Source organism: Geodermatophilus marinus, assembly GCF_003428645.1.
Classification (GTDB): Bacteria; Actinomycetota; Actinomycetes; order Mycobacteriales; family Geodermatophilaceae; genus Geodermatophilus.
The window spans coordinates 16,011-27,213 of record NZ_QVQH01000041.1 but is presented as its reverse complement, the minus strand read 5'-3'; the positions used below and the strand labels follow the sequence as shown (position 1 = coordinate 27,213).

Here is an 11,203-nt window from a genome sequence, read left to right as displayed (position 1 = left end):
AGGTCCTCGGTGGGGAGCATGAGAGGCGCCTCTGCGGGCGAGGGGCTTCGACAACCACCACGCTCCGCAGAGGCGCCCTCATGTCAAGCCATCAGTTGCCGACGGCAACCCACATAACGCGCCTCAGGGGCAGGCGACCCACTCCTCCGCACCGTCGGTGAAGACCTGGCGCTTCCAGATGGGCAGCCGCTCCTTCACCTCGTCGACGAGCTCGGCGCAGGCGGTGAAGGCCTGGCCGCGGTGGCTCGCGCTCACCGCGCAGGCCAGGGCGACGTCGCCGATGCCCAGCAGCCCGATGCGGTGGGAGACCGCGACGGCGTGCACCTCGGGGCGGGCGGCGAACTCGGCGGCGAGCTCGGCGATCACGTCCTGCGCCGTCGGGTGCCCCACGTACTCGAGCTCGGTCACCGACCGGCCGCCGTCGTGGTCGCGGACCACGCCGGCGAAGGACACCACCGCGCCGGCCCGCTTGTCGGCCACGGCGTCCTCGTGCTCGGCGACCGAGAGGGGGGCGTCGACGACTCGCGCGATCACGGCGCCGACGGTACCCGGGCGACGGGTCGGCGTCGGGGGGCCGGTGCCGTCAGTCGCGGCGCAGCGGGGCCGCCGCGATCTCCACCTCGTCGTAGCCCCCGGCGTCGGAGCCGCCGGCGCGCACCGCCGCGCGGACGGCCTCGGCGAACGCGGGGTCGGCCAGCGCGGCCTGCCCCTCCGCGGCGAGCTCGACGCGGGCCCGGGCCCCCAGGTGGCGGACCCGCAGCTCGCGCAGGCCGAGCCGGCGCAGGCCCGCCTCGGCCCGCTCGACCCGGCCGAGGTCGCCGATCGTGACCGGGGTGTGCACGGGGATGCGGCTGGCCAGGCAGGGGGCGCTGGGCTTGTCCCAGACGGCCAGGCCGAGCGCCCGCGCCAGCTCCCGCACGGCGCGCTTGCCGATGCCCGCCTCGGCCAGCGGGCGGCGGACGCCGAGCTCGGCGGCGGCGCGGCTGCCCGGGCGGTCGCCGCGGACGGCGTCGTCCGCGGTGTCCCCGTTGAGCAGCAGGTCGACCCCCTGCGCCCGCACCACCTCGGCGAAGGAGCGGGTGTAGAGCTCGTGCTTGCAGAAGTAGCAGCGGTCGCCGGCGTTGGCGACGTAGCGGGGGTCGTCGAGCTCGAGGGTCCGGACCTCGACGAGGCGGACGCCGACCTGCGCCGCCGTGGCCCGCGCGGACGCGTGCTCGTCGGCGGCCAGGCTCGGGCTGACGCCCAGCACGGCGACGACGCCGTCCCGGCCCAGGGCCCGGGCGGCCAGCGCGACCACCACGCTGGAGTCCACGCCCCCGGAGAAGGCCACCGCGACCGTGCCGGCGTCCCCCAGCGCCCGGGTGAAGCGCTCCGCCGCGGCGGCGAGCGGGCCGGGCGGCAGCGGCCGGGCCGCGTCGGTGCTCCCCGGGTCGGTGCTCACCGGGCCCCCGCCGGGGGGACGTCGAGGTCGACCGGGTCGGCCAGCCCCGTGCAGTCGACCTCGGTGACCTCGTGCCCGGCCAGGTACCGGCGGGCGCCCTCGTCCCCGGTGACCGTGGCCGCGACACCGGCCCAGTGCTCCCGGCCGAGCAGCACCGGGTGCCCGCGCACCCCGCCGTACGTGGCGACCGCCAGCGCGCCGGGCGCGGCGTGGGCGGCCACCCGCTCCAGGGCCGCCGGGGTCATCCCGGGCATGTCGACGAGCAGCACGAGGGCAGCGTCCACCCGGCCGGGCCACCCGCGCAGCCCGTCGAGCCCGGTGCGCAGGGACGACGCCATCCCGGTCTCCCAGTCCCGGTTGGCGAGGACGACGGCGTCGCCCAGCCGGGCGGTCCGCCAGACGTCGACCGCCCGGGCGCCGAGCACCACGAGCACCGGGTCGCAGACGGCCGCCGCCGTCGCCACCGCCCGCTCCACCAGCAGGCTGCCCTCGTACTCGACCAGGGCCTTGGGCATCCCGTAGCGGCGGCCGCCCCCGGCGGCCAGGACCATCCCGGCGACTGAGCTCACCCCTCCAGCCTCTCAGCGCGCGTAGACGGCGACCTCGGAGGCCTTCACGGTGGCCCAGACGGCGACCCCGGGCGCGAGCCCGAGCTCGGCGAACGCGGTCGCGGTGACGTCGGCGACCAGCGGCACCTCACCGTCGAGCTCGCAGCGCACCGTCGCCCCGTGCGGGGTGGCCGAGACCAGCCGGGCCGGCCACACGTTCCGCGGGCTGCCCTCGGGCCGGGCGAGGTACAGGGCCACCGACTCGGGGCGGACGGCGACGAAGACCGGGCCCGACGCCGCCTCGGCGACCGCCACGCGGCCGCCGCCGTCCAGCCGCACACCGGTGCCCTCCGCCGTGCCGGGCAGCAGCGACAGGCCGACCAGCCGGGCGACGTAGTCCGTCCGCGGGTGCCGGCTCACCTCGGCCGGCGTCCCCTCCTGCACGACCCGCCCGTCCTCCACCACCACGACGCGGTCGGCCAGCGCCATCGCGTCTACCGGGTCGTGGGTCACCAGCACCGTGCTGCCGGGGTAGTCGGCGAGGTGGTGGCGCAGCTCGGCGCGCACGGTCAGCCGGGTCCGCGCGTCGAGCGCCGACAGCGGCTCGTCGAGCAGCAGGACCGCGGGGTCGCCGACCAGCGCCCGGGCGAGCGCGGCGCGCTGCGCCTGGCCGCCGGAGAGCTGCGCGGGCCGCCGGTCGCCCATCTCCCCGAGGCCGACGCGCGCCAGCCACCCGCGGGCGGCCGCCCGCGCCTCCGCCCGCCGCACGCCGCGGGTGCGCAGGCCGAAGGCCACGTTCTCGGTGACCGACAGGTGCGGGAAGAGCAGGTGGTCCTGGAAGACCATGCCGAGCCGGCGCTCGTGGGCGGGCACGTGCACGCCCGCGGCCACGTCGTCCCACACGTCGTCGCCCACCGCGACCCGGCCGCCGTCGGGGGGCAGCAGCCCGGCCAGCACCCGGAGCAGCGTGGACTTGCCCGCGCCGTTGGGCCCGAGGACGGCCAGCACCTCGCCGGGGGCGACCGCGACGTCGAGCGCGACGGTGAACGCACCCCGCGGCACCTCGACCGCGGCGGTCAGGGTCACGCGGCCGCCCCGCTCCGGGTGAGCCAGCGGTCGCGCAGCAGCAGCAGCGTGCCCAGGCTGACCGCGAGCAGGAGCACCGACAGCACGATCGCCGCCGGCGGGTCGCTCTGCAGCTCGAGGTAGACCGCCAGCGGCATGGTCTGCGTGGTGCCGGGGAAGTTGCCGGCGAAGGTGATCGTGGCACCGAACTCGCCCAGGGCGCGGGCCCAGCACAGCACCGCCCCCGCGGCGACCCCGGGGGCCACCAGCGGGAGGGTGACCCGGCGGAACGTCGTCCACCGGTCGGCGCCGAGGGTGGCCGCGGCGTCCTCGAAGCGGGTGTCGGCGGCGCGCAGCGCGCCCTCGACGCTGATGACCAGGAACGGCATGGCCACGAAGGTCTCGGCGATGACGACCGCGGTCGTGGTGAACGGGATCGTCACGCCGAAGGCCTCGTCGAGCCACCGGCCGACGATGCCCTGCCGGCCGAGCACGAGGAACAGCGCGACGCCGCCGACGACCGGTGGCAGCACCAGCGGGACGGTCACCAGCGCCCGGAGCACCGAGCGGCCGCGCGCCCGCGACCGGGCCAGCACCCAGGCGAGGGGAACGCCGAGCAGCAGGGAGACACCGGTGGCCAGGGTCGCCGACACCAGGGACAGCCGCAGCGCCTGCCCGACCGCCGGCTCGGCCAGCTGGGCCGGCAGGTCCGCCCACGGGGTGCGGACCAGCAGGCCGGCCAGCGGCAGCACCAGGAAGGCGACGGCGACCGCCGCCGGGACCAGCAGCGGGGCGGGGACGCCGGTCTCCCGCCGCCGCCTCACGGGGCGCGGAACCCGGCGTCCGCCAGCGCCTGCTGCCCGGCGCCGGAGGCGACCAGCTCCACGAACGCCTCGGCGGCCGCGGGGTTGGGGGCGCCGGCGAGGACGGCGATCGGGTAGTCGTTGACGGCGTCCTCGGCCTCGGGGAAGGCGATCCCCTCGACCGCGTCCCCGGCCGCGGCGACGTCGCTGGCGTAGACCAGCGCGGCGTCGACCTCGCCGAGCTCGACCTTGGTCAGCGCCGCGCGGACGTCCTCCTCGAGGGTGTCGGGGGCGGCGTCGACACCGGCGGCCTCGAAGACCTGCTGCGACGCCGCGCCGCAGGGCACCTCGGCCGCGCACAGGGCCAGGGCGAGGTCCTCGCGGGCGAAGTCGGCCAGGCCGCTGACGCCGGCCGGGTTGCCGGCCGGGACGGCGATCTCCAGGACGTTGGTGGTGACGACCTCCGGGTCGCCGGCGGCGAGGCCGGCGTCGGCGACCACGGCCATCTGCGGCGGGTTGGCCGAGGCGAACACGTCCGCGGGGGCGCCCTGGGTGATCTGTGTGGCCAGCGCCGAGCTGCCGGCGAAGCTGAACTGCACGGACAGCCCCGGGTTCTCCTGCTCGAGCCGCTCGCCGAGCTCGGTGAACACGTCGGTGAGGGAGGCGGCGGCGAAGACGGTGAGCGTGCCGGTCAGCTCCTCCCCCGCCGGGTCGGTCGAGGGACCCGCGGCTGCGTCCTCCCCACCCGATCCGCCCCCGCAGGCGGCCAGCGAGAGCAGCAACGCCGCGGCCAAGGCCAAGGGAACGCGCTCCATCATCGGACCTCCCGCTTCACGGGCGACCCTCTTCTCGCCCGTACCTGCGGGACCATAACCGATTTCAGCGGCTCAGCTGCGGTTCCCGGCCGCACGTCCCACCCGCGTCTGCGTGACCTCCGGCCCCGGACGCACCGCTGGGGTCCCGTGCGCCTGTCCACCCGCCGCGCACGCCCGGGACGCCGGTCGCGTCCCGGCGGTCGCCTGCTCCCGCTGCCAGCGCCGCGAGGACTCCTCGAGCACCCGCAGTGCGGCCGCCCGCCCCTCCTGGCCCTCGTCGCTCACCGTGCTGCGCTCCTCGAGCTGCTCGTAGACGGAGAAGAACTGCCCGATCTCACGCAGCACGTGGTGCGGCAGCTCGTCGATGTCGGTCACCTCGTCGTAGGCGGGGTCGCCGAGCGCGACGCAGAGCAGCTTGGCCTCCCGCCCCGCGTCGGTGCCGATCCACGACACCCCGATCGCCCGCGCGGCCACCCAGACGCCGGGGAAGGTCGGCTCGTCGAGCAGCACGAGGGCGTCCAGGGGGTCGCCGTCCGCACCCGTGGTCCGGGGCACGAAGCCGTAGTCCGCCGGGAAGGCGACCGACCCGATGATCCGCCGGTCGAGCCGCATGATCTGCCGCTCCTCGTCGTACTCGTACTTGTTCCGGCTGCCGCGCGGGATCTCGACGACGACGTCGACCCGTCCCTCATCTCCCATGGCCGCAGGGCTACCCCGCCCGGGCGGCCCTGCAGCGGGCCGCAACAGGACCGACATGCGGATCGGATCACCGTCGAGGGGGACGGGTGCGGGTCAGCCGACGTCGACGCTCACCTGGGTGGCCTTCACCGTCGCCACGGCCCGGACGCCGACGTCCAGCCCCAGCTCGTCCGCGGCCTCCCGCGACATGAGCGAGACGACGCGGAACGGGCCGGCCTGGATCTCGACCTGCGCCATCACCGTGTCCCGGACCACCCGGGTGACGATCCCGGTGAGCCGGTTGCGCGCGGAGGACGAGCGCGTGGCTCCGGGCTCGGGCGCGTCGTGCAGCTGCGTCGCCACCCGCGCGAGGTCGGCGCCGGCGACCTGGGCGGGCGCCCCGCCCTGCCGGCGCGCGGGCAGCCGGCCGCTGTCGATCCAGCGGCGGACGGTGTCGTCGCTGACGCCGAGCAGCTCCGCTGCCTCGGCGATGCGGTAGGAGGCGGCCACGGGGGGACCCTAGGGGCCGCCACCCCGCCGGCGGGGCTGTGGACGGCGCCCCGCCGTCCCCAGGCGGTCCCGGGCACCGCGGGCGCCGGCGGGCAGCATCGCCGGCATGGCTGACGACGCACGGGTCCGGGCGCTGCTGCTCGCGCGGATGCTGCCCGACGACGAGGGGCTCCCCGGGGCCGCCGAGGAGCTGGCGGCGCTCGACCCCGCCGTCGACCGCGCCGGCGCGGCCACCGGCGTGCTGCTGACCGTCCTGGAGGAGGCCTTCGAACGCGGCTGGCAGCCCGCGGACGTCGTCCACGCGGTGGGGCGCGAGGCGTCCGCGCGGTCCGCCCCGCTGGCGGTGGCGCTGATCGCCGAGCACGCGCGGGCCAGCGGTGCGGAGCGGCGGGCGCCGGAGGGCTGGGTCGAGCAGCTGCGGGAACTGGGCGCCCTCTCCCCGGGCGAGCCCGCGGTCGTGGCCGCCTGGCACCGGGCGCACCGGCGCCCGGCACGGGAGGCGTGGCGCGTGGTCCTGCTGCTCGCCGCCTCGCTGCGGTGGCTGGCCCGCATCGACCTGCTCATGCCGCCCCCGTCCCGGTGGGGCCCGCCCGGCTCCCGGCCCGCCCCCGGCGCCGGGTCGGCGCCCGACGACTCCCGGGTGCTGCGCCGCATCCGCGGGCTGCTGGCCAAGGCCGAGTCCACCGAGTTCCCCGACGAGGCCGAGGCGCTGACCGCGAAGGCGCAGGAGCTGATGACCCGGCACGCGGTCGACGCCGCCCTGCTCGGGGCCGGTCCGTCCCCCTCGCCGGAGGCCGACGTCGGCACCCGCCGGGTGCACGTCGCGGAGCCGTACGTGCGGGCCCGGATGCACCTGCTGGCCGCGGTCGCGGAGGCCAACGACGTCCGGCTGGTCTGGTACGAGCGGCTGGGCATCGCCAACCTGGTGGGCGCCCGGCCGGACCTGGACGCGGTCGAGCTGCTGTTCACCTCGCTGCTGCTGCAGGTGGCGCAGGGGTTGTCCGCGGCGGAGCGCGGGGCGGCCCGCGGCCCGGCGTCCCGCTCGTTCCGGCGCTCGTTCCTGCTGGGCTACGCCGCCCGGATCGGCGAGCGGCTGCAGGCCGCGCGGCGGCGGGCGACCGCGGAGGCGGCGGCCGAGCACGGCGTCGACCTCCTCCCGGTGCTGCGCGGCCGCCAGGAGGCGGTCGAGGCCCGGGCGGCCGAGCTCTTCCCGCGGGTGCGCAGCCGCCGCAGCCGGGCCTCGGTCGACGCGGGCGGTTGGTTCGCCGGCCGCGCCGCCGCGGAGTGCGCCGACGTCGGCACCCGCCGGTCGTCCCTGCGCTGACACCGTGGGCGTGCCCGCGGGAACACCCCTGCTTCCTCAGCGGGGCGGGCCGCTCTCGCCAGGTCGCGAGCGCGGGTGGCGGTCCGCCGAGCTCCCGTCCGGTCACCGCGCGGCGCCGGGCGTCCGGGCGAGAATGCGGGGGTGCCCCGGCTCCTCGTCGTCCACCACACGCCGTCGCCCGCGATGCAGGCCGTGCTGGAGGCGGTCAAGGAGGGTGCGGCCATGGTCGAGGAGGTCGAGCTGACCGTCCGGCCGGCGCTCTCCGCCGGGCCGGCCGACCTGCTGGCCTGCGACGGCGTCCTGCTCGGGACCCCGGCGAACATCGGCTACATGTCCGGTGCGCTGAAGCACTTCTTCGACACCGTCTACTACCCGTGCCTGGACGCCACGGTGGGCCTGCCGCACGGCGTCTACGTGCACGGCAACGACGACACCGCCGGCGCGCTCGCCGCGATCGACCGGATCACCGGAGCGCTGCGGTGGAAGCGCGTCGCGGCACCGCTGAGCCTGACCGGGGCGCCGGGGAAGGACGACCTGGAGGCGGTGCGCGAGCTCGCGGCCACGGTGGCCGTCGGCCTCTGACGGCGTTCCGGTGCGAACGCGTGGCGGGTGTCCCACCCCCGTCCCGTTTGCCGATCACGCGGCCCGGGGAGAGGCAGCCGGTGACACGCACCGGCACGGGCCAGCGGACGAGCACGGGCAACCCGGCGGGGAGGACCGCCGCCGCCCGCACCCGCCGCGTCCGCGAGACCGCCCGCGAGCTGCTGGGCTTTGAGACCTTCCGCCCCGGCCAGGAGCGGGCGATGCAGAGCGTCGTCTCCGGGCGCGACACCCTCGCCGTGCTGCCCTCCGGGGCGGGCAAGTCCGCCGTCTACCAGGTAGCCGGCCGGCTGGCCGACGGCCCCGTGCTCGTGGTCTCCCCCCTCATCGCCCTGCAGCGCGACCAGGTCGCCCGCCTCGAGGAGGTGGAGGTCCTCGCGGGCTCCGCCGCCCAGCTGAACTCCGCGCTCTCCGCCGGTGACCAGCGCGCCGCCCTCGAGGGGCTGGCGGACGGAACGGTCCGCTACCTGTTCCTCGCGCCCGAGCAGCTGGCCAAGCCCGAGGTCGTCGAGGCCGTCGCCGCCACCGAGCCGGCCCTCTTCGTGGTCGACGAGGCGCACTGCGTCTCCGCCTGGGGGCACGACTTCCGGCCCGACTACCTGCGGCTCGGCGCGGTCGTCGAGCAGCTGGGGCACCCGACCGTGCTGGCGCTCACCGCCACCGCCGCCCCGCCGGTCCGCGCGGAGATCGTCGAGCGACTCGGGATGCGTGACCCCGAGGTGGTCGTCGCCGGCTTCGACCGGCCGGAGATCCGGCTCGAGGTCGAGCAGCACGCCGACGCGCACACCAAGCACGAGGCGGTGCTGGACCGGGTGCTCGGCGAGGTGGGCGGGGGGCGGGTGCCCGGCATCGTCTACAGCGCCACCCGCAAGGGCACCGCGGAGCTGGCCGGCGAGCTCGGGGACCGGGGGCTGCGCGCCCGGGCCTACCACGCGGGGCTGAAGAAGTCCGAGCGCGAGGACGTGCAGCGGGCCTTCATGACCGACGAGCTCGACGTCGTCGTCGCCACCACCGCCTTCGGCATGGGCATCGACAAGCCCGACACCCGCTTCGTCGTGCACGCCGAGCCGGCCGACTCCCTCGACAGCTACTACCAGGAGATCGGCCGGGCCGGCCGCGACGGGCGACCCGCCCTGGCGCTGCTGGTCTACCGGCAGGAGGACCTCGGGGTCCGGAAGTTCTTCGCCGCGGGCATCCCGCCGGAGGAGGAGCTGCAGCAGGTGGCCGGGCTGGTCGCGGCCGCGGAGGCCGCGGGCATCGAGGACGGCGTCGACGTCAAGCAGCTGCGGGAGGAGACCGGCCGCGCCGCGACCCCGCTGGCCCGCGACCTCAACCTCCTCGAGCAGGTCTCCGCCGTCGTGCTCGACGAGGAGGGCGCCGCCCACCCGGCCGAGGGCGCCCCCGACCCGGGTGCGGCGGCCGCCGCGGCCCGCGAGCTGGCCGAGCACCACGAGCGGGTCGACCAGAGCCGGGTCGAGATGATGCGCGGCTACGCCGAGACCACCGACTGCCGGCGGCAGTTCCTGCTGGGCTACTTCGGGGAGCAGCTCGAGCACCCGTGCGGCAACTGCGACAACTGCTCGGCCGGCCTCTCCCAGGAGCAGCCGGTCGGTGACGGGGCCGACACCCCCTTCCCCCCGCAGACGCCGGTCGAGCACGCCGAGTGGGGCCCGGGGGTCGTCATGCGGGTCGAGGACGACCGCGTCGTCGTCCTCTTCGAGGAGGTCGGCTACAAGACCCTGGCGCTGGCCGCCGTCACCGAGAACGACCTGCTCACCCGCCGCGGCTGACGCCGGGCGGCGACCCGGCGCGCCGCACGGGCACCACATATTGCCACGGTGTGACGCAGGTCATACCGTTCGCCGCGATCGGGGCGCGGAGGCGCTCCGACCGGTCCAGGAGCAGCCATGGCGACCCACGAGACCTCCGAGCCCCGGCACCTGGCGACCGAGCTGCCCAGCAAGGCGCTGCCCGCCGTCCCGTACGCCGACCTGCCGGAACCGCTGCACATCCGGCAGGTCATCGGGCCCAGCGTGCTGCTGCTGGCCGGGGCGATCGGGTCCGGCGAGTTCGTCCTCTGGCCCTACATCACCTCGCAGGTGGGCCTGGCCGTCGTCTGGCTGGTCGTCATCGGCGTCCTCACGCAGTACTTCCTCAACATGGAGATCGAGCGCTACACGCTCGTCACCGGGGAGACCGCGGTCACCGGCTTCACCCGGCTGTGGAAGCCGTGGAGCTGGCTGTTCATCATCATGACCGTCGTCCCCTGGGCCTGGCCCGGCTGGGCGACCGGCGGGACGACGACGCTCGGCTTCGTCCTCGGCTTCAGCGAGGACGCCGTCCCGTACATCACGATCGGCGTGCTCGTCCTCATCGGATTGGTCCTCACCGCCTCGCCCGTGGTCTACCGGACCGTGGAGAAGATCCAGTTCTTCATGGTGGGGCTGATCGTCCTGTTCCTCGTCTACGCCCTGGTCTTCCTGGTCGGCGGCGAGGGCTACTCGGGCCTGGCCGAGGGCCTGGTCTCGGTCGGCGAGCTGCCCGACGCGGTGAGCCAGATCGGCACCGCCACCCTGCTCGGCGCCATCGCGTTCGCCGGCGCCGGCGGCGCCATGAACCTCGCCCAGTCCAACTGGGTCCGGGACAAGGGCCTGGCGATGGGGGCCCGGCTGCCCAAGGTCGTCTCCCCGTTCACCGGCGAGGAGGTGGCCGCCCCGACCACCGGCTTCATGTGCCGCCGCGACGAGGCGAACCTGCGGCGGTGGCGGGACTGGTGGCGGGTGGCCGACCGCGAGCAGTTCGTCACGTTCTTCGTGATCGGGCTGGTCGCGCTGCTGACCTTCATGATGCTCGCCTACTCGACCATCGGGGTCGGCACCACCGAGGCGGAGAGCTTCGACTTCATCCGCCAGCAGGGCGACGCGCTCGGCGCGGAGCAGGGCGACTGGCTGTCGACGACGTTCTGGCTGATCGGCACCGTGGTGCTCTTCTCGACCAACCTCGCCGTGCTCGACATGGTCGGCCGGGTGACCGCCGACGTCCTCAAGACCGGCGTCCTGCGGGAGAACCCGCGGTGGAGCGAGAGCCGGGTCTACTTCGCCGTGGTCTGGACCGAGATCGTCTTCGGCTCGGCCATCCTGCTGTCGGGCGTGACGCAGCCGCTGATCCTGCTGGTGATCGCCAGCTCGCTCAACGGCCTGGTGATGTTCGTCTACTCGGCGCTGCTCATCCAGCTCAACCGGCACACGCTGCCGGGGCAGTTCCGCACCCGCGGGGTGCGGCTCGTGGCGCTGTTCTGGGCGGTGCTCTTCTACGGGTTCTTCTCGGTCATCCTGCTGATCGACCAGGTCGGCAACCTGTTCGGCGGCGGCTGACCGGCGGGGCACGCCGCGACCTCCCGTGCCGCGGCCCCCTCCCCG

At 76.1% G+C, this 11,203-nt stretch carries 12 protein-coding genes and 1 pseudogene; 4 read left to right on the top strand and 9 right to left on the bottom strand.

Going from position 1 to position 11,203, the window contains the following annotated elements; translation table 11 throughout:
• Positions 1 to 123 precede the first annotated feature (123 nt).
• The 9 genes and pseudogenes from D0Z06_RS24025 to D0Z06_RS23990 all read right to left on the bottom strand — a co-directional run bounded on the left by D0Z06_RS24025 (position 124) and on the right by D0Z06_RS23990 (position 5,860).
• Entirely contained in the window at positions 124 to 534 is a 411-nt protein-coding gene (locus D0Z06_RS24025) for a molybdenum cofactor biosynthesis protein MoaE (protein ID WP_117380072.1), read from the bottom strand.
• Between the two features lie 49 nt (positions 535 to 583).
• A complete protein-coding gene (gene larE, locus D0Z06_RS24020) occupies positions 584 to 1,441 on the bottom strand; it encodes an ATP-dependent sacrificial sulfur transferase LarE (RefSeq protein WP_199522517.1) in 858 nt (285 codons plus the stop codon).
• Positions 1,438 to 2,010: a nucleotidyltransferase family protein gene (locus D0Z06_RS24015; protein WP_117380071.1), complete on the bottom strand. Its 573-nt coding sequence runs from the start codon at positions 2,008 to 2,010 to the stop codon at positions 1,438 to 1,440. The genes larE and D0Z06_RS24015 overlap by 4 nt, the downstream gene beginning before the upstream one ends.
• A 12-nt stretch (positions 2,011 to 2,022) precedes the next feature.
• Positions 2,023 to 2,478 (bottom strand): TOBE domain-containing protein, encoded by a 456-nt coding sequence (locus D0Z06_RS27300; protein WP_458339538.1) that lies wholly within the window; start codon positions 2,476 to 2,478, stop codon positions 2,023 to 2,025.
• 120 nt (positions 2,479 to 2,598) lie between these two features.
• Positions 2,599 to 3,075 (bottom strand): annotated as a pseudogene (locus D0Z06_RS27295) (ATP-binding cassette domain-containing protein); the annotation flags it as partial.
• Positions 3,072 to 3,878 carry an ABC transporter permease gene (locus tag D0Z06_RS24005; RefSeq protein WP_117380069.1) on the bottom strand — a complete coding sequence of 269 codons (807 nt, stop codon included), beginning with the start codon at positions 3,876 to 3,878 and terminating at the stop codon, positions 3,072 to 3,074. The pseudogene D0Z06_RS27295 and the gene D0Z06_RS24005, both read right to left, overlap by 4 nt.
• Positions 3,875 to 4,675 (bottom strand): molybdate ABC transporter substrate-binding protein, encoded by an 801-nt coding sequence (gene modA, locus D0Z06_RS24000; protein ID WP_199522516.1) that lies wholly within the window; start codon positions 4,673 to 4,675, stop codon positions 3,875 to 3,877. The genes D0Z06_RS24005 and modA overlap by 4 nt, the downstream gene beginning before the upstream one ends.
• Before the next feature lie 69 nt (positions 4,676 to 4,744).
• Positions 4,745 to 5,371, bottom strand: coding sequence for an inorganic diphosphatase (locus D0Z06_RS23995; RefSeq protein WP_117380068.1), 627 nt, complete (start codon positions 5,369 to 5,371; stop codon positions 4,745 to 4,747).
• 93 nt (positions 5,372 to 5,464) lie between these two features.
• The gene (locus tag D0Z06_RS23990; RefSeq protein ID WP_117380067.1) at positions 5,465 to 5,860 is read right to left on the bottom strand and encodes a TOBE domain-containing protein; all 396 of its coding nucleotides are present in this window, start codon (positions 5,858 to 5,860) and stop codon (positions 5,465 to 5,467) included.
• A 106-nt stretch (positions 5,861 to 5,966) separates the two neighbouring features.
• Between D0Z06_RS23990 and D0Z06_RS23985 the strand changes: the two genes are divergently transcribed.
• The 4 genes from D0Z06_RS23985 (at position 5,967) to D0Z06_RS23970 (ending at position 11,158) form a co-directional block, all read left to right on the top strand.
• A complete protein-coding gene (locus D0Z06_RS23985) occupies positions 5,967 to 7,184 on the top strand; it encodes a DUF2786 domain-containing protein (protein ID WP_117380066.1) in 1,218 nt (405 codons plus the stop codon).
• Between the two features lie 141 nt (positions 7,185 to 7,325).
• A complete protein-coding gene (locus tag D0Z06_RS23980; protein WP_117380065.1) occupies positions 7,326 to 7,766 on the top strand; it encodes a flavodoxin family protein in 441 nt (146 codons plus the stop codon).
• 80 nt (positions 7,767 to 7,846) lie between these two features.
• Positions 7,847 to 9,574 (top strand): RecQ family ATP-dependent DNA helicase, encoded by a 1,728-nt coding sequence (locus D0Z06_RS23975; protein WP_117380064.1) that lies wholly within the window; start codon positions 7,847 to 7,849, stop codon positions 9,572 to 9,574.
• Positions 9,575 to 9,691: 117 nt separating this feature from the next.
• Positions 9,692 to 11,158: an Nramp family divalent metal transporter gene (locus D0Z06_RS23970; protein ID WP_117380063.1), complete on the top strand. Its 1,467-nt coding sequence runs from the start codon at positions 9,692 to 9,694 to the stop codon at positions 11,156 to 11,158.
• Positions 11,159 to 11,203 lie beyond the last annotated feature (45 nt).